At 69.5% G+C, this 18001-nt stretch carries 17 protein-coding genes; 7 read left to right on the top strand and 10 right to left on the bottom strand.

The genetic code is table 11. The features are described from left to right. The first annotated feature begins 249 nt into the window (after positions 1–249). The 3 genes from TSB10P1A_RS00085 (at position 250) to pip (ending at position 3444) form a co-directional block, all read left to right on the top strand. Positions 250–552, top strand: a complete 303-nt coding sequence (locus TSB10P1A_RS00085) for a DUF4212 domain-containing protein (protein ID WP_186385862.1) — start codon at positions 250–252, stop codon at positions 550–552. Continuing rightward, a complete protein-coding gene (locus TSB10P1A_RS00080) occupies positions 549–2372 on the top strand; it encodes a sodium:solute symporter family protein (protein WP_186385861.1) in 1824 nt (607 codons plus the stop codon). The genes TSB10P1A_RS00085 and TSB10P1A_RS00080 overlap by 4 nt, the downstream gene beginning before the upstream one ends. 121 nt (positions 2373–2493) lie before the next feature. Continuing rightward, positions 2494–3444 carry a prolyl aminopeptidase gene (pip, locus tag TSB10P1A_RS00075; RefSeq protein WP_186385860.1) on the top strand — a complete coding sequence of 317 codons (951 nt, stop codon included), beginning with the start codon at positions 2494–2496 and terminating at the stop codon, positions 3442–3444. Between the two features lie 13 nt (positions 3445–3457). Here pip and TSB10P1A_RS00070 read toward each other — a convergent pair whose 3' ends face one another. Continuing rightward, entirely contained in the window at positions 3458–3937 is a 480-nt protein-coding gene (locus TSB10P1A_RS00070; RefSeq protein ID WP_244292864.1) for a secondary thiamine-phosphate synthase enzyme YjbQ, read from the bottom strand. A gap of 214 nt (positions 3938–4151) precedes the next feature. Between TSB10P1A_RS00070 and TSB10P1A_RS00065 the strand changes: the two genes are divergently transcribed. After that, complete coding sequence (locus TSB10P1A_RS00065) at positions 4152–5120, top strand: alpha/beta hydrolase (RefSeq protein WP_186385859.1); 969 nt, start codon at positions 4152–4154, stop codon at positions 5118–5120. Positions 5121–5161: 41 nt separating this feature from the next. Further along, positions 5162–6034, top strand: coding sequence for a thioesterase family protein (locus tag TSB10P1A_RS00060; protein WP_186385858.1), 873 nt, complete (start codon positions 5162–5164; stop codon positions 6032–6034). Between the two features lie 36 nt (positions 6035–6070). Here TSB10P1A_RS00060 and TSB10P1A_RS00055 read toward each other — a convergent pair whose 3' ends face one another. From TSB10P1A_RS00055 to TSB10P1A_RS00035, 5 genes are all read right to left on the bottom strand, one after another. After that, positions 6071–6553, bottom strand: coding sequence for a hypothetical protein (locus tag TSB10P1A_RS00055; RefSeq protein ID WP_186385857.1), 483 nt, complete (start codon positions 6551–6553; stop codon positions 6071–6073). Positions 6554–6629: 76 nt separating this feature from the next. Further along, positions 6630–7250: a 2-hydroxychromene-2-carboxylate isomerase gene (locus TSB10P1A_RS00050; RefSeq protein WP_186385856.1), complete on the bottom strand. Its 621-nt coding sequence runs from the start codon at positions 7248–7250 to the stop codon at positions 6630–6632. A gap of 91 nt (positions 7251–7341) precedes the next feature. Further along, on the bottom strand, positions 7342–8994 hold the full coding sequence (locus TSB10P1A_RS00045) for a cisplatin damage response ATP-dependent DNA ligase (protein ID WP_186385855.1): 1653 nt from the start codon (positions 8992–8994) through the stop codon (positions 7342–7344). Positions 8995–9013: 19 nt separating this feature from the next. After that, entirely contained in the window at positions 9014–9436 is a 423-nt protein-coding gene (locus tag TSB10P1A_RS00040) for a DUF4440 domain-containing protein (RefSeq protein WP_186385854.1), read from the bottom strand. Continuing rightward, the gene (locus TSB10P1A_RS00035; RefSeq protein ID WP_186385853.1) at positions 9433–10527 is read right to left on the bottom strand and encodes a ligase-associated DNA damage response exonuclease; all 1095 of its coding nucleotides are present in this window, start codon (positions 10525–10527) and stop codon (positions 9433–9435) included. Before TSB10P1A_RS00035 ends, TSB10P1A_RS00040 begins: the two co-directional genes overlap by 4 nt. Positions 10528–10604: 77 nt before the next feature. Here TSB10P1A_RS00035 and TSB10P1A_RS00030 point away from each other — a divergent pair, with 77 nt between their 5' ends. Then, positions 10605–13133 (top strand): ligase-associated DNA damage response DEXH box helicase, encoded by a 2529-nt coding sequence (locus tag TSB10P1A_RS00030; RefSeq protein WP_186385895.1) that lies wholly within the window; start codon positions 10605–10607, stop codon positions 13131–13133. Then, entirely contained in the window at positions 13130–13855 is a 726-nt protein-coding gene (gene pdeM / locus TSB10P1A_RS00025; protein WP_244292863.1) for a ligase-associated DNA damage response endonuclease PdeM, read from the top strand. Before TSB10P1A_RS00030 ends, pdeM begins: the two co-directional genes overlap by 4 nt. A 4-nt stretch (positions 13856–13859) precedes the next feature. Here pdeM and TSB10P1A_RS00020 read toward each other — a convergent pair whose 3' ends face one another. The 4 genes from TSB10P1A_RS00020 to TSB10P1A_RS00005 form a co-directional block, all read right to left on the bottom strand. Further along, on the bottom strand, positions 13860–14357 hold the full coding sequence (locus TSB10P1A_RS00020; RefSeq protein ID WP_186385852.1) for a DUF3429 domain-containing protein: 498 nt from the start codon (positions 14355–14357) through the stop codon (positions 13860–13862). A 105-nt stretch (positions 14358–14462) separates the two neighbouring features. Further along, positions 14463–15275 (bottom strand): TIGR02186 family protein, encoded by an 813-nt coding sequence (locus TSB10P1A_RS00015; protein WP_186385851.1) that lies wholly within the window; start codon positions 15273–15275, stop codon positions 14463–14465. Continuing rightward, on the bottom strand, positions 15272–16207 hold the full coding sequence (locus TSB10P1A_RS00010; protein ID WP_186385850.1) for a sulfite exporter TauE/SafE family protein: 936 nt from the start codon (positions 16205–16207) through the stop codon (positions 15272–15274). The genes TSB10P1A_RS00015 and TSB10P1A_RS00010 overlap by 4 nt, the downstream gene beginning before the upstream one ends. 234 nt (positions 16208–16441) lie before the next feature. Further along, positions 16442–18001, bottom strand: a 1560-nt coding sequence (locus tag TSB10P1A_RS00005; RefSeq protein WP_186385849.1) for an SEL1-like repeat protein, incomplete at its 5' end; no start/stop codon positions are given.

Here is an 18001-nt window from a genome sequence, read left to right as displayed (position 1 = left end):
ACTTTCCTCCAGCGAGATCGCGGCACCGCTCCCCCCGACCGGCGCCTGCGGCTGACCGGCATTCACGGACATTATCGCCACAGGCCCGCTCCGCATCAAGCGACGGTTGCGGACACCTGCAAACAGCGTTTGCCGCTGGCGCTTTTGCGGTCCACGGGCAATCCTGCAAGATGTCGGGGCGCCCATACCGGCCGCCCCACGAATCGCATATCCAGAAGCGAACGCCTGTCGCGGCGCCGGAGGGCTCGAATGATCGGATACGGAAAGCAGGCAAGGGACCTGCCGGCGCGCCGCTGGCGGCGCACGGTCGGCCTTGCGGCCGTCACGATCGTCCTGCTCGCGGTTCTCGTTCTCGTCGTGCCCGCCTTTGCCGACCGCCTCAACGCCGTGGTCATCGCCGGCTTTCCGCTCGGCTATTTCATGGCGGCGCAAGGCTCGCTCCTCCTCGTCCTGCTGCTGACCGTCTGGTTCATTTTCCGCCAGGAACGCCTCGACCGCGAGGGAGGCGTTGCCGAGCCCGAACCGTTCGACGCCGGGGAGGATATCCGGTGAGGACGGACAAGTTCGCAAGCCATGCCGGGCAGCTCTACGGGATCATTGCCGCCCTGCTGGCCGTCTTCATCGCCGGGCTGATCGTCCTGGAGCAGATCGGCGTCCCCGGCCCGATCATCGGCTTCCTGCTGGTGACCGCGACCCTTGCGCTCTATGCCGGCATCGCTGTCGCCAGCCGCACGGTGCACGTTGCCGACTACTATGTGGCGGGGCGCCAGGTTCCCGCGCTCTACAACGGCATGGCGACCGCCGCCGACTGGATGAGCGGCGCCTCGTTCATCGGCCTTGCCGGCACGCTCTACATGCTCGGCTTCGACGGCCTCGCCTACCTGCTCGGCTGGGTCGGCGGCTTCGTCCTCATCGCCGTGCTCATCGCGCCCTATCTGCGCAAGTTCGGCGCCTTCACCATTCCCGACTTCCTGGCGGCGCGCTTCGGCGGCCACGCGGCACGGCTCACCGGCGTCGTCGTGCTGTTCGCCTGTTCCTTCACCTATGTGGTGGCGCAGTTCTATGCCACCGGCCTGATCGCCTCGCGCTTCCTCGGCATCTCCTTCGAGACCGGCGTCTATGTCGGCCTCGGCACGGTGCTGGTGTGCTCGCTGCTCGGCGGCATGCGGTCGGTCACCTGGACCCAGGCCGCCCAGTATCTGGTGCTGATCATTGCCTTCATGCTGCCGGTGGCGATCCTGTCCGCCCAGCATTTCGGCGTGCCGGTGGTCCAGTTCGCCTATGGCGAGGCGCTGGCGCGGATCGCCGCGCTGGAACAGCAGATGCTCGCCAGCGGCCTTGCCGATCCCGCCACGCTGGTGCGGCACCTCGTGCCGGGAGAGGCGCTCGACCGGCTGAACTTCACCGCCCTCATCGTCTGCCTGATGATCGGCACCGCCTCCCTGCCGCATCTGCTGATGCGCTTCCTCACCACGTCGAGCGTGCGCGATGCCCGCCGTTCCGCCGGCTGGAGCCTCGGCTTCATCCTCCTGCTCTATCTGACCGCGCCGGCCTATGCGGCCTTCGCCAAGCTGGAGGTCTACCAGAATGTCATCGGCGCCGGCCTGCAGGCGCTGCCCGACTGGATCTACAGCTATGGCCGGCTCGGGCTTGTCGAGATCTGCGGCCGCGCCGCAGCCTCGGCGGCGGCGGTGCGCGAGGCCTGCGCCGCCATGCCGGAGAACACCGGCGTGCTGCGCCTCGGCGACCTTGCCATCGACCGCGACGTCATCGTGCTGGCGCTGCCGGAGATCGCCGGGCTGCCCTATGTGATCGCCGGGCTCGTCGCCGCCGGCGCGCTGGCCGCCACCTTGTCCACCGCCAACGGGCTGCTGCTGGCGATCGGCAACGCGCTCGGCCACGACGTCTATTACCGGGTGGTCGATGCCCGCGCCCCGGCGAGCCGCCGCCTGCTGGTCGCTCGCCTGTTCCTGCTGGCATCCGCCACCCTGGCAGCCGTCCTTGCCGCGAGCCGCCCCTCGGACCTGCTGTCGATGGTCGCCTGGGCCTTCTCGCTGGCCGCCGCCGGGTTCTTCCCGGCCCTGGTGCTCGGCATCTGGTGGAAGCGCTGCACGGCGGCGGGCGCGGTCAGCGGCATGCTCGCCGGGTTCGGCCTGACGCTCGCCTATCTGGTGCTGACGCAATATGGCGGCATGGCCGAGTGGTTCGGCATCCGCAACACGTCGGCGGCGATCTTCGGCCTGCCGGTCGGCTTCGCGGTCACCATCCTCGTCAGCCTGCTCACCCCCGCCCCCTCGCGCCACGTCCAGGCGATGGTGGAGGAGTTCCGCAAGCCCGCCGGCCGCCCGGGAATGCTTGACGGCGCGCCGTAAGCTCCAGCGCCCCGGCGAGTTCCGGGGGACAGTGCCGAGGCCACCCCATGCCACAGGCGACAGCCGCAGGACTTCGCGCTACCTTCCCCTCCCCACACGACCCGTGCAGACGGACCCGACCATGACCGACGCGCTTTTTCCGCCCATCGACCCCTATCGCACCGGACAGCTTGCCGTCAGCGAGCTGCACACGCTGTATTTCGAGGAATGCGGCAATCCGCAGGGCATCCCCGTGGTGATGCTGCATGGCGGGCCCGGTGGGGGCGCAGGCGAGATCATGCGCCGCTTTCACGATCCCTCCCGCTACCGGATCGTCCTGTTCGACCAGCGCGGCTGCGGCCGTTCGACGCCGCATTCGGAGCTGCGCGAGAACACCACCTGGGATCTCGTCGCCGATATCGAGAAGCTGCGCGAGCATCTGGGCATCGACCGCTGGCAGGTGTTCGGCGGCTCCTGGGGATCGACGCTGGCACTCGCCTATGCGCAGACCCATCCCGAGCGGGTCACCTCGCTGGTTCTGCGCGGCATCTTCCTGCTCCGCAGGGCGGAATTGCTGTGGTTCTACCAGGAGGGCGCAAGCTGGCTCTATCCGGACCTGTTCGCGCCGTTCCGCGATCTGATCCCCGAGGACGAGCGCAACGACATGATCTCCGCCTATCACCGGCGCCTCACCGGTCCGGACGAGGCGATGCAATTCGAGGCGGCGACACGCTGGGCCCGCTGGGAGGGCTCCACCCTCTCGGTCCTGCGCGACCCGGCGCGCGAGGCGGCCTTCTCCGAACCGCACTATGCCCATGCCTTCGCCCGCATCGAGACGCATTACTTCGTCAATGGCGGCTTCCTGACCCATGACGACCAGTTGCTGCGCGATGTCGGGCGGATCCGCCATATTCCGGCGGTCATCGTGCACGGCCGGCATGACGTGGTGACGCCGGCGAAGAATGCCGTCGACCTTGCCGCCGTCTGGCCCGAGGCGGAATTGAAGATCATCGAGGATGCGGGCCACGCGGCCAGCGAGCCGGGCATCGTCGCGGCCCTGGTCGAGGCTTGCCGCAAGTTCGCGGACGGTTGACGGCGGAGCCGGCTCAGGTGCCCAGGTAGCGCAGCGTCAGGCTGCGCTGCTGGCTGTCGCGCCGGTGCTCCACCAGATAGACCTCCTGCCAGGTGCCGAGGTCCAGCCGCCCGGCCACCACCGGCACCCGCAGGCTGACGCCGGTCAGCATGGTCTTCACATGCGCCGGCATGTCGTCGGGTCCTTCCGAGCGGTGACGCCAGCCGGCATCCTCCGGGGCAAGGCGCGCCAAGGCGTCGAGCAGGTCGGCCTGCACGTCCGGATCGGCGTTCTCCTGGATGGTCAGAGAGGCCGAGGTGTGCCGGAGAAACACCGACAGCTCGCCGTCGCGGGCATTCTGCTCGGCCAGCCAGGCTCCGAGGCTGCGGCCGATGCCGTAGAAGCGCTGTCCCGTGGTCGCCACCATCAGCCGCCCCATGCGCTGGCGCAGGTCGAGCCCGTCGTCCTCGAAGGTCCAGGTTTCAAAGGTCGGGTTGCGATAGCTCTGCCGCATGGTTCCGCCTGCCTCACCACGGGGACGGAGTATGCAGTCAGTGCCTGTCGCACGCAAGGCGGGCAAATCGGCGGTAGCCGCCCCCTCTCTCGTCGGACCTGCCGATAGATCAATGGCTTTAACGGGTTGGGGCTTGGCAGGGGGGTGTCATGCCAGTAGCCTGCGCGTTGGAATCTTCCTTCAGGCACGACAGGCAGACGGGGCGCCAGGCGACATGGCCGCAGACCAATCTTGCACCACGCCCTTCGGAGAGGTCTCCGAGCAGACGCGGGCCTTCAACCGCGACCTGCTGCGGCGCCTGAGCCTGTTGCCGGACCAATGGTCCTACCCGCCCTCGGTGATCCGCGAACGACGGGCGGAAGGGCTTGGCCCCTTCCCGCGGCCGCCCCGCTCGCCGCATGCGCGCGACATCGCGATTCCCGGTCCCCATGGCGAGGTGCGCCTGCGCATCCTGGAGCCGAGGACGCGTCCGTCCACCGGCGCCTATCTGCACCTGCATGGCGGCGGCTGGACCTTGGGCGCGGCCGACGAGCAGGACCCGCGCCTTGCCGAGATCGCCGAGGCGACGGGCCTCACCGCCGTCTCCTGCGACTACCGGCTGGCGCCGGAGCACCCCTATCCGCAAGGGCCGGACGACTGCGAGGCGGCGGCGGCCTGGCTGCTGCGCGAGGGAGAAAAGCTGTTCGGCGGCAACCGCTTTGCCATCGGCGGCGAATCGGCCGGCGCGCACCTTGCCGCCACCGTGCTGCTGCGGCTGCGCGGACACACCGGCCTGCCCTCGCGCTTCGGTGCCGCCGTGTTCGCCTGCGGCTGCTTCGACCTGCGGCTGACACCGAGCGCCCGCGCCTGGGGCGACGACAAGCTGGTGCTCAACACCCGCGACCTGAAGATGTTCGTCCGCCACTATCTGGCGCAGGGCGACGACCCGGCGGATCCCGACATCTCGCCGCTGCTCGCCGATCTGTCCGGGCTGATGCCGGCGCATTTCGTCGTCGGCAGCGCCGATCCCCTGCTCGACGACACGCTGTTCATGCAGGCCCGCTGGACGGCGGCCGGCAACCCGGCCGAACTCGCCGTCCATCCGGGAGGCTGCCACGTCTTCCAGCATTTCGATCTGGAGATCGCCCGGGCGAGCAACCGGGCGGTCGAGGACTTCCTCGTCCGCAGCCTTGCCCTGGCCTGACCCCTTTCCATCCAGTCCCACATGCTCCCGAGGAGCCGATCATGCCTGCCTTCGAGACATTGTTTTCTTTCGTGAACTGCTGGGAATGCGATGAGAACGACCATCTCAACGTCCAGTTCTACCTGGCGCGCTTCGATGAGGCCGACCGCCAGTTTCGCCTGCTGACGGGCTTGAGCGACGCGCTCGCCGGCGTCCGCCGCGCCCGGCATGTGCGCTATCACGCAGAACTCTATTCCGGCGACACGCTGGTCATGACCAGCCACATTGCCTTCGATGGCCCCTACATGCTCACGGTGGTGCACGAATTGCGGCGCACCATCGACGGTGCCCTCGCGGCAACCGCGGTCGACGGCTATGCTCCATCAGACCAGATGGCGCGCGAGTTGCGCAAACGCTTCGACGCCGCCGCCGCGCCGATGCCCGATGCCGCCCTGCCGCGCGGCCTGGCGACGACGCCCGAGGCGACCTCGCTCACCGCCCGCCAGGTCGAGGCCGCCGGCGGCGCCCTCACCCATCGGGCGACGGTTCTGCCGCGCCATATCGGGCCGGACGGACGCGCCGAGGACGCCTTTGCCCTCGCCTGCTTCAGCGAGGCCGCCCCGCATCTGTGGAACCGCACGCCGATGACCGAGGCCTGGCTCGAGGCGCGCGACCTCGGCCGCGTCGCCGTCGAGATGAAGCTCGTCTGGACCAGCCCGCTGAAGCTCGGCGACACGGTGATGACGCTCAGCGGGGTCACCGGCGCGGCGGCCTCGACCTTCTCGTTCCGCCACTATCTGTTCGAGGCGCGCACAAACCGGCTGGCACTGATCTGCGACGTGGTCGCGCTGACCATGAGCCTGAAGACGCGGCGGGCCGTCCGGCTCGAGGATCAGGTGCGCGGCGCCATCGTCAAGGACGCGATGAAGAGATGACGGCCCGACGATGGCGCGGCCGCCTCCGCGGCCGCTTCATCGGGCGAAGCTGTCATATTCCTCGCGCAGGGTCTTCATCAGCCCGAAGAAGCGGCGCATCGCCCGTTCGGTGAAGTCCATCGCCCGGTCGATCTCCTTCTCCTCCTCCGGGGTCAGGGCGTGTCTGCCGCTGCCGCCGGGGGCCGCGCGTGGCTTGCCCTCCTCCAGCGCCGGCTCGCCGGCCTTTTCGGCCAGGCGCCGGTTTTCCGCGCGCAGGCTCGCCACCTCGTCGGACAGGCGCGCGATCTCCTGTTCCAGAACGATCTGGGCATCGGGCACCAGAACGCAGCGCCAGCCCTCCTCGCGCTTGAGGCATTGGGCGATGCGCCCGCTCTGGCGGTCGAGCCGCAGGAAGCTGTCGCCGGCCGGCGACAGCACGTAGCGGTCGGGGTCGACATCGGGCCGGTCACCGGACTGCGCCAGCGCCACAAGAGGACTGACGGCGAAACCGAATGCCAGGCAGAATGCTATCCTCTTCATATCGCTCTCCGCGGGTCGGAACCGAGTAGCGTGGTAGCGGACCGGCATGGCGAAAGCGCGGCAGCAGGCCGCGCGATCACGGCAGTTCGAAGGGCGGCCGGCCGCTCTCCAGGGCCTCCTCCAGCAGGCCCAGCCGGTCCTGTCCCCAGAACACTTCGCCGTTCAGCACATAGCTCGGCGACCCGAACACGCCCTCGGCAAGGGCCTGGGCATGGTGCGCTTCATAGCGCTCGACGGTCGTCTTCTCGCCCGCCTGGCCGATCACCCGCTCCGGATCGAGCCCGAGGCCGGCGAGAATCTCGACATGCACCGCTTCCTCGGCAATGTCCTTCTCGTTCACCCACAGCGCTTCGAACGCGGCCTGCGAATAGGCGGCAACCGGCCCGCCATCGACGGCCAGCGCCACGGCAATCCTGTCGGCTAGCTCCGGGTTGACCGGAAAATACGCCGGCTGCAGCGTCAGCGGCAGCTTGCGATGGGCGCGCCAGCGCTGCAGTTCGATGAGCCGGTAGGCCTGTCGCATCGGGTGGCGCCGGGCCAGCGGCAGGCCGCCGCTCTCGGGAAAGACGGCAGCCAGCGACACCGGCCGAAAGCGCACCGCATGGCCGAGCCTGTCCGCCATCTCCAGAAAGGTCGTGTGGCCCAGATAGGCCCAGGGAGAGGCGTGGGTGTAGTAATAGTCGATGACACGTTGCATGCGCTGCGGACCTCGCTCGGGACTCGTTGCGAGGCACCCTGCGACGGGACGGTCCGGCAATCAAGTGACCTCGGGCCACGCCGCGGGAATATCAAGTTGCGGCAGAGACCTCGTCCTGCGGCAGCAGGGCCAGCAGCGTCTCGATCCGGTCGGCTTCCGCCGGCGGCTTGTCCCAGCGCAGCCGCGCCACGCGGGGAAAGCGCATCGCCAGGCCGGACTTGTGGCGGGGGGGGCGGTTGAGCCCTTCGAAGGCGACCTCGATCACCAGCCCCGCCTGCGGCTCGTGGCGAACCTCGCGCACCGGGCCGAAGCGGTTGATCGTGTTCTGGCGCACGAAGCGGTCGATCTCCAGCAGTTCCTCGTCGGTGAAGCCGAAATAGGCCTTGCCGACCGGCACGAGCTCGGCCCCCTCCTCCCCCTCCCGCCAGACCCCGAACGTGTAGTCGGAATAATAGGAGGAACGCTTGCCGTGGCCGCGCTGCGCATACATCAGCACCGCATCGACGCGGAAGGGGTCGCGCTTCCACTTGTACCACTGGCCCTTGGGCCGGCCCGGCACATAGGCTGCGTCCCAGCGCTTCAGCATCAGGCCTTCGATCGCCGCCGCATCCTCGCCCTCGTGATGGTCGGCCGGCGCCTCGCGGGCTTTGGCCAATGCCTCCCAGTCCGGCGAGGGCACCAGCGGCGACAGATCGATGCGCGGATGGTCAAGTTGCCCGAGAAACCGCTCCAGCAGCGCCCGGCGCTCGCGGAAGGGCCGCTCGCGCAGATCTTCGCCGCCGAGCGCCAGCAGATCATAGGCCCGGATCGCCGCCGGCAGTTCGCGCATCAGCTTCGCCGAGACGGTCTTGCGGTTGAGGCGCTGCTGCAGGGCGTTGAAGCTCTGGGCGATGCCGTCGATCACCACCAGCAGTTCGCCGTCGAGCGCGGCATCGAAGTCGAGCGTCTCCACCAGATCCGGAAAGGCGGCCGAAATGTCGTCGCCCGTCCGGCTGTAGAGCCGCCGGCGCAGGCGCCCGTCCTGCCCCTTCGACGCGGCGGCCTGCACGCGGATGCCGTCCCATTTCCACTCGGCTGCGAAGTCGGCCGTATCCAGCGCCTCGATGTCGCGCGGCTCCAGCGGATGCGCCAGCATCGCCGGGCGGAACGGCACCGGATCGTCGGTTTGCGGCGGCTCCCCCTCGCCCAGCGCCCAGGCGAACAGGCCGTCATAGGGCGGCGACATCCCATGCCAGACCTGTTCGATATCGTCCGCCTGCAATGGGCCGAGCGCGGCGACCGCCGTCTTGGCAAGGCGCGCGGAGACGCCGACGCGCAGGCCCCCGGTCACCAGCTTCAGCAGCGCCCAGCGGCCGGTCTCGTCGAGCGCATCGAGCCATCCGGCGATCATGCCGGGCGCCTCGCCGCGCCCGGCCTGCTGCAGCCGCTGCACCACCTCGGGCAATTCCGGCGGCGCGATCTCCCCACCTTCCGCCGCCGGCCAGATCAGCGCGATGGTCTCCGAAAGGTCGCCGACGAAGTCGTAGGAGAGCTCGAACAGATGCGGATCGACCCGCTCGGCCACCAGCGCCCGCAGCATCGCCGGCTTGGCATGGCGGAAGCTGAGACCGCCGGTCAGCGCGGCGAGCGCCAGGCCCCGCGCCGGATCGCTCTCGCTGCGGAAATAGTCCGCCATCAGCGCGAGCTTGGCGGACCGGCGCGGCTCGAAGGACAGCCTGTCCAGCAGGGCGGCGAAACGCTGCATCGTCCCTCGCCGGAGCGCCTCAGGGCTCGTTGACGATCATGGCGATGCGCCAGGCATCGCCGTCATAGATCAGATGGTAGTGGCAGGTGAACTCGATCACCGGCTCGCCGTCGGCGTCCGACTGGGTCCAGGTGAGCGTCGCCATGGCGGCATCGCCCTCCACATGGGCGGAGAGAATGTCGAAGGCCGAGGTCACCACCCCTTCCTTTTCCAGCGCGGCGAACAGCGTCTCGATATTCTCGAGCAGTTCCTCCTCGTCCTGGAAGACATTGCCCTTGCCGAACTGCCAGATCACCGCCGGATAGGCGAAGCAGTCGGCCACCCCTTCCGCGTCGTAGTCCTCGAAGGACTCGCGATAGTCGTCGAACAGATCGAGAAGATCCTCGTCGTAACCCTCGTCCGGCTCCGCCAGACCGTCCGGTTCCCGCTGCTCTTCGCTCATGTCTCGCTCCCGATCCCGGCGGCCGTTTCCGCCGCCTTGCCCTTGCCTGCCGGCTCCGCCGCATCGCCCTCGTCGCCATAGCCGAGGAGGTTGAGCGGACGGGCGGCCAGCCCCTGCTGCCGGCACCAGTGGACGAGAGCGTCCTCGGCGCCATGCGTAACCCATATCTCGCCGGCCCCGGTCTGCGCCACCGTCTCCCGCAGGCCGTCCCAGTCCGCATGATCGGAGATCACCAGCGGCAGTTCGGCGCCGCGCTGGCGGGCGCGCGCCCGCACCCGCACCCAGCCGCTGGCCACCGCCGTCACCGGGTCGCCGAAGCGCCGGGCCCAGCGGTCGGCAAGCTGCCCCGGCGGGCACAGCACGATCTCTCCGGCCAGTTCCTTCGCCTGCCGCCCGACCGGCTCGAGGCTGCCGAGGTCGATCCCTTGCGCCTGATAATAGGCACAAAGCCGCTCCAGCGCCCCGTGCAGGTAGATCGTGCGCCCGTAACCGGCAGCGCGCAGTTCGGCAATCACCCGCTGCGCCTTGCCCAGCGAATAGGCGCCGACGAGATGCGTCCGCTCCGGAAACAGCGACAGGCTCTTCAGCAGCTTGCCGATCTCCTCGGCGGCCGGCGGATGACGGAACACCGGCAGGCCGAAGGTCGCCTCGGTGACGAAGACCTCGCAGGCCAGCAGTTCGAAGGGGGCGCAGGTCGGGTCGGCCTGGCGCTTGTAGTCGCCGGAGACGACGGTGCGCATGCCCTGCGCCGTCTCGATCCTCACCTGCATGGAGCCGAGCACATGGCCGGCCGGATGAAAGGAGACGCGCACCTCGCCGATGCGCAGGACCTCGCCCGGCCGGGCTTGCTGGCGCCTGCCGGCGAAGTCCTCGCCATAGCGGATCGCCATGATGTCCAGCGTCTCGCGCGAGGCCAAGACGGCGCCATTGCCCGGGCGCGCATGGTCGGCATGGCCATGGGTCACCAGCGCGCGCTCGACGGGACGCACCGGGTCGATGTGAAACCCGCCGGCCGGACAGTAGAGCCCTTCCGCCGTCAGGGTCAGCACGTCGCCACCGGCGGTCCCGGCGGAAGAGGAAGCCTCACGCATCATCTTTCCTATGTAGGGGCGTTCGGGCCGGTTGGGAATGGATCGTGGCTCGACGAACAGACACGGAACAACTATCTCTGAAGCCGATGGATGCCACCGCGCCGCCCCTGCTGCCGGAACGTTTCTCCCGCTGGTTCGAAAGCCGCGGCTGGAGCCCGCGCGCGCATCAGCTCGAGCTTCTGGAAACCGCGCGCACGCGGCACTCGGTGCTCCTGATCGCCCCGACCGGCGCCGGCAAGACGCTGGCCGGCTTCCTGCCCAGCCTCGTCGCCCTGTCGCAGCGCCCGCGCCGCAAGCCCGGCTCGGCCGGCGCGCGGCAAGGCGTCCACACGCTCTATATCTCGCCGCTGAAGGCGCTGGCGGTGGATATCGCCCGCAACCTGGAGGCTCCCGTCGCCGGGATCGGCCTCGACATCCGCATCGAGACCCGCACCGGCGACACGCCCGCGCACAAGCGGCAGCGGCAGAAACAGGTCCCGCCCGACATCCTGCTGACGACGCCGGAGCAGATCGCTCTGCTGCTGTCGGATGCGCAGGGGCGCGAGATACTGGCTAGCGTCGACACGGTGATCCTCGACGAATTGCATGCGCTGGTCACCTCCAAGCGCGGCGACCTGCTTGCCCTCGGGCTTGCGGCGCTGCGCCGGATCGCCCCGTCCCTGCGCTCAATCGGCCTGTCGGCGACCGTTGCCGAGCCGGACGACCTGCGCGCCTGGCTGGTGCCGCAGCGCGAGGGCGCGCCCCGCGCGCTCTCCGACCTCGTCACGGTGGCGGGCGGGGCCGAGCCCGACATCACCATCCTCGACAGCGACGAGCGGCTGCCCTGGTCGGGACACTCGGCCCGCCATGCGGTGCCCGACATCTACCGGATCATCGCGCGGCACCGGACCTCGCTGGTCTTCGTCAACACGCGCTCGCAGGCGGAAATGCTGTTCCAGGCGCTGTGGCACGCCAACGAGGACAACCTGCCGATCGCCCTGCATCACGGCTCGCTCGATGTCGGCCAGCGGCGCAAGGTCGAGGCGGCGATGGCCTCCGGCGCCCTGCGCGCCATCGTCTGCACCTCCTCGCTCGACCTTGGCATCGACTGGGGCGATGTCGATCTCGTCATCAATGTCGGCGCGCCCAAGGGGGCAAGCCGCCTTGCCCAGCGCATCGGCCGCGCCAATCACCGCATGGACGAGCCCTCGCGCGCCATCCTGGTGCCGGCCAACCGGTTCGAGGTGCTGGAGTGCAAGGCCGCGCTCGATGCCTCGCGCGCCGGCAAGCAGGACACGCCCCCCTTGCGCAAGGGCGCGCTCGACGTGCTTGCCCAGCACGTGCTCGGCTGCGCCTGCGCCGGCCCGTTCGACCCGCTGGAGCTGTTCGACGAGATCCGCTCGGCCGAGACCTATCGCGACCTTTCCTGGGAGCGCTTCGAGCAGGTGGTCGATTTCGTCGCCACCGGCGGCTATGCGCTCAGGACCTATGACCGCTACGCAAGGCTGAAGCGGCAGCCGGACGGGCGCTTTCGCCTGTCGCACCCCAAGGTCGCCCAGCAATACCGGCTCAATGTCGGCACCATCGTCGAGGCGCCGATGCTCAAGGTCCGCCTGGTGCGCTCGAAGTCGGAAGGCCGGCGCACGCCGATCGGCCGCGGCGGGCGCATGCTCGGCGAGATCGAGGAATGGTTCGTCGAACAGCTCGCCCTCGGCGACACCTTCCTCTTCGCCGGCGAGATCCTGCGTTTCGAGGGCCTGCGCGAGAACGAGGCCTATGTCTCGCGCGCCCGCGCCGAGGCGCCGAAGATCCCGTCCTACCAGGGCGGCAAGTTTCCGCTCTCCACCTATCTCGCCGCCGGGGTGCGGGCGATGCTCGCCGACCCGGCGAGCTGGCGGGAGTTGCCGGACCAGGTGCGCGAGTGGCTGGAGATCCAGAAGCTGCGCTCGGCCCTGCCGCAGCCCTACGGGCTGCTGGTCGAGACCTTCCCGCGCGCGGACAAGCACTATCTCGTCTGCTATCCGTTCGAGGGGCGGCTCGCCCACCAGACGCTCGGCATGCTGCTGACCCGGCGGCTGGAGCGGATCGGCGCCCAACCCATGGGGTTCGTCGCCAATGACTACGCGCTGGCCGTGTGGGGGCTGGCCGATCTCGACGCCCTGATCGCACGCGGCCAATTGTCGCTCGACCAGCTTTTCGACGAGGACATGCTGGGCGACGATCTCGACGCCTGGCTGGCGGAATCGAGCCTGATGAAGCGCACCTTCCGCACCTGCGCGGTGATCGCCGGGCTGATCGAGCGGCGCCATCCGGGCCAGGAAAAGAGCGGCCGGCAGGTTACGGTCTCCGCCGATCTGATCTATGACGTGCTGCGTCGGCACGAGCCGGACCACATCCTGCTGCAGGCGACCTTCGCGGACGCGGCGACAGGACTTCTGGATATCTCCAGATTGGGCGAACTTCTTGCCCGAATTCGGGGGCGAATCGCGCATACTCCGCTTGCGCGGGTTTCGCCGCTTGCCGTTCCGGTGATGCTGGAGATCGGCAAGGAACCCGTGTTCGGCGAGGCGCAGGAAGCGCTTCTCGCAGGGGCCGCTGGCGATCTGGTCAAGGAGGCTATGGAGTGAGGCCGTTTCTTGCCCGCAACGAAGCGCGACGCTTTGCACCCGTGTGTCACGACATCTCCATCGCGGGCGAAATCGTCGGCCTTCACGACAGCGGTGCCATGTGGTGGCCGGACGAGCACACGCTCGTCGTCGCCGATCTGCACTTCGAGAAAGGCTCCTCCTTCGCCCGCAAGGGGCTGATGCTTCCCCCCTACGACACGGCCGCGACGCTGGAAAAACTGGCCGAGGCCATCGATGCCTTCCAGCCGACGCGGGTGATCGCCCTCGGCGACAGCTTCCACGACCGGGAAGGCTCCGACCGGCTTCCGGTCGCCTACCGGGCGATGCTGACGACATTGCAGCTCGGGCGGGAGTGGATCTGGGTGACCGGCAATCACGACCCCATCGCCCCGGTCGGCCTGTGCGGCGAGACGGTGGACGAGGTCGCGCTCGGCGGGCTTGTCTTCCGCCACGAACCTCACGGCGACTCGCCGCTGGGCGAGATCGCCGGACATCTGCACCCGGCCGCCCGCATCCGCCGCTATGGCCGCAGCGTGCGCCGGCCGTGCTTCGCCACCGACGGCACCCGGCTGGTGCTGCCCGCCTTCGGCGTCTTCACCGGCGGCCTCAACGTCCTCGACGAGGCTTGGGGGCCGTATTTCCCGGCCCGCGAATTCTCGGTCTTCATGCTCGGCGAAGGCCGGCTCTACCCCTTCACCGCCACCCGCCTCGTCGCCGACTGAGCGGTTACGCAATGCCGCCGAGCAGCAGGCCGGCAGCCGCGACCAGCAGGGACAGCGTCACCGCCACGCTCAGCCGCCGTCGCAAGGCGGCGTACCATAGCGGCAGTGCCCCTTTGGCCGCGGCTCTCTGGTCTCCGCCCCCCTGCATCAGGAAGCCGCCTGCCAGCACCGCCATCGCCACCACCGGCGGCAGCAGGGCGGCGACCCATCCCACCAGCGACGGCAGCACGGAATATGCGAATTCCCGCATGCCGCGCTGACGCCCCGCCATTGCGATCCCCCAGCGCACTCCGCCGAGAAACGACAGGATGACCGCGCCATAGACAGCGGTGGCGTAGGCGACCGTCCGGGCGAACGGGAGTTCGGTGCCCGGAATGGCCGAAAGGCCGAGATAGGCGGCCCCGAAGACGAAGGGGAGCAGCCCGGCATAGCCGAGCCGCACGGCGACGGCCGGACCTGGCTGGGCCGCAAAGCGGGTGAGATCGGGTTTGCTCCCTGCCACGTTCGCCTCCGCACATTCGCGTTGCCCTAGAGCGCTTTCTTATCGATCAGGTGGAAAGACCTGAACGACGAGAATATGCTCAAGGCACCTGTCTGCGGATACGCGTCAATCGCGGCGGAAGATCACTCCGGCCAGCCAGCCGGTGAACACCGCCAGCAGCACGGCCAGCAGGCCGTAGGCCGCCGAATACTGGTGCGCGAACCAGTGGGTGTGCTGCTCGAAGCCGGTCTTGGCGACGCGCAGCGGCAGTTCCTGCTCGGCCAGCAGGGTACCGCCCTGCAGCAGATAGACCGTCACCCTGTAGTCGCCGACCGGGATGTTGGCCGGCAGCGGCACCGACGTGCGGAACAGCGACTCGCTCAGGAAATCGATGACGCCATAGCGTTCCGCATAAAGCCCGCTGGCAAGGCGCAGGCGCAGGAAGGCGGCGCGGAAATTGCTGCGGTCGCCGATCGGCACATTGGAGGCGCGCGCGATCCGCAGGTTGAGGTAGCGCAGGCCGATGCGGTGCTCCTCCAGCAGCGGACGCGGCGCCAGTTCATGGGCGGGCCGGGTCGTGTGCACGGCGAGGAAGCTCGGCACGTCGGCGAAGACCTCCGAATCCCGGTTCACCCAGATGCCGAGAAAGCGCCCCTTGCGGCGGGTCGTGACATCGGTTTCCGGACCGGAGACGATCACCGCGATGTCGTAGGCATCCGGCCGGCCGACGGTCGCCGCGTCGCGGGCGATCTCGCCGAAGACGACGATGTTGGTACCGGTATAGTTGGACTCGATGCGCACCACATCGGCCGACAGGGCCGAGACCAGGCTCTCCGCCCGCACGGCGCCGCCCGCCAGCGCCAGCGCCGCCGCCAGCACTGCAAGCGCAGGAACCAGGCGCAGGACGAAGCGCGGCAGGGCGAGGCGGCGGCCGGTCATTTCGCCGGCTCCAGGATCGGGGCCGCATCGACCGCATAGAGCTCGTCGGGCTCGACCAGCAGGTTCACCGCGAAGCGGACACCGACGCTCAGCACCAGCAGCGCCAGCAGCAGGCGCAACTGGTCGCCGCGCAGCTTCTGGCCCATGCGCGCGCCGAACTGGGCGCCGATGACGCCGCCGACCATCAGCAGCAAGGCCAGCACGATATCGACCGACTGGGTCGACATCGCATGCAGCACGGTCGCCGCCGCCATGGTCACCAGGACCTGCAGCAGCGAGGTGCCGATGACGATGTTGGTCGGCACCCGCAGAAGATAGATCAGCGCCGGCACCATCATGAAGCCGCCGCCGATGCCGAGCACCGCGCCGAGGAAGCCGATGATCGCGCCGAGCCCGATGATCGGGATGACGCTGACATAGAGGCGCGAGCGGTAGAACCGCATCTTCAGCGGCAGGCCGTGCACCCAGTTGTGCTGGCCGGGCCGGCGCGCCGTCACGATGGCGCCCGAGCGCCGCCGGGCCATGGCGCGCAGCGACTCGAACAGCATCAGCCCGCCGATGGTGCTGAGGAAGGTGACGTAGGACAGCGAGATGACAAGGTCGAGCTGGCCGACCGTCTGCAGGATGCCGAACAGCCAGACGCCGAACGCCGAGCCCAGCACACCGCCGATCAGCAGCACCCAGGCGAGCTTGAAGTCGATCATCTGGCGCCGCCAATAGGCGACGACCCCGGAGGTCGACGAGGCGACGATCTGGCTGGCGACGGTGGCGACGGAGATGGCCGGCGGTATGCCTGAGAAGATCAGCAGCGGGGTGAGCAGGAAGCCGCCGCCGATGCCGAACAGGCCCGACAGGAACCCCACGGCGCCGCCCATCCCGAACACCATGAACATGTTGATCGGCAATTCGGCGATGGGCAGGTAAACTTGCACGGCACACCGGCGGATTGGCCGCCCGTCCCCGACCGGCGGCGTGAAGATTGACGAAATGACCCGCTGCGTCCGCTGCCCGTGGCAGGCAAACGCGCAGCCCCCCGGAAGCCCATGCTTTTCCAGAGGATAAAGCCTGCGACCTTCCCTTGTGTCAACGTGAAACGGGCAAAAGCGCGCCGCACCCTTTCCCGTCCCCGTCCGGTCTCCCGCCTGGATGCGGCGGGAGGTGCCGGATCAGATCGATTCCCCGGCCAGCGCCTTCACCAGTTCCGGCGAGATCGTGCCGGTCACCGGCAGGCCGCTGGCCTCCTGGAACGCGCGCACCGCCTCTCGGGTGCGCGGTCCGGCCTGGCCGTCCGGCGTGCCCGGATCGTAGCCCCGCTCGGCCAGCAGCTTCTGCACGCTCATCACCAGTTCGCGCGGGTCGGCCGCAACGCTGGCGCGCGGGGCCTCGGTCTCCGCCGGCACGCTCCAGGCCGGGTTGAACTCCACCTGGTTGGCCGACATGGCGCGGGGCGCTTCCTTCCAGGTCTCGACGGCGATGCGCGCCTCGGCCAGTTGCTCGCGCGAGAGCATGTTGGCCAGTTCGTCGCGCTTGTTGCCGGCGTCCCGGTCGCCCTGGCGCGCGGCAAGGGCGAACCACTTGTAGCTTTCCACCAGGTTCTTCTCGAGGCCGAGCCCCCGGGCATAGAGGATGCCGAGATTGTACTGGCTGTCGGCCAGGCCGAAATTGGCGGCCTTCTTGAACCAGTAGGCGGCGTCGTTGAACTCCGGCGTGCCGGACGGTCCCTCGGCATAGAGCACGGCGAGGTTGTGCGCGGCCTTGGCGTTGCCCTGCTCGGCGGCGCGGCGATACCAGTCGCGCGCCGTCTCCAGGTTCTTCTCCACCCCGCGCCCCTTCTCGTAGAGGCTGCCGAGACGGTACTGGGCGGGGGCAAGGCCTGCATCGGCGGCCTTGCGATAGTAGCTGGCAGCCAGTTTCAGGTCCGGCTGCACGCCGGTGCCTTCCGTGTAGTTGACGGCGATGGCGAAGAGCGCGGCCGGATCGCCGCTGGCCGCCGCCTGGCGCAGCGCGATCGGGCCGGCTTCCGCGGGGATGCCGCCGATGGCAGCGCCCGGCACCGAAGCGGGCGGCAGCGCCGCGATGTCGAGCGAGGCCGGAGCGCTGCCCGGCGCCTGGAATTGCGACCCGGGAAGCGGCGCGGCAAGCGCGCCGGGCGCGGCCGAAAACCCGTCGCCCGACAGTGCGGGAGGCGCGAAGGCGAAATCGGGCGTCGGCTCGCCGGCAATGCCGCTGCCGTCCGCCGCCGCCGGCCTGTCCGCGTCGGCGGGCGCCTCGGCCTGCGGCATGGCGCTACGGGCAGCGGGCGTCTCGTTCGGTGGCGATGTCTCGGTTGCCGCGCGCGCCAGCACCTCGGCGCTCGCGATCTGCGCAGCCGGCTTGTCGGCGGCGATGGCGGCGGGGGCCTCGGCCGTCGTCTCGATGGCCGGCGGAGAGGCGAGCGCCGCAACGTCGCGGTCACCCGGCGAGACCAGCTTGAAGATCTGCAGGGCGCCGACGGCGATGATGACGGCGGCGGCGGCCAGCATCACGGCGCGGCGGCCACCGGCGGAAAACAGCCTGCCGCCGCCCTTGGCGCCGGCCTCGTCCGCATCCGCCTCGGCGGGAGCGGCGGCTCGCATGTCGGCGCGCAGGTCCTCGGCCAGATCCTCCGCCAGGTCCTCGCGGCGGCTGCGCGGCGTGTCGGCGCGCGGGCCCTCGCGGCGGTCGCCGGCCAGCGGCCGCGGCGCGTC

Origin of the sequence: Stappia sp. TSB10P1A (genome assembly GCF_900185725.1) — a bacterium.
Lineage (GTDB): Bacteria > Pseudomonadota > Alphaproteobacteria > Rhizobiales > Stappiaceae > Stappia.
This window is presented reverse-complemented; position numbering and strand designations above follow the sequence as displayed.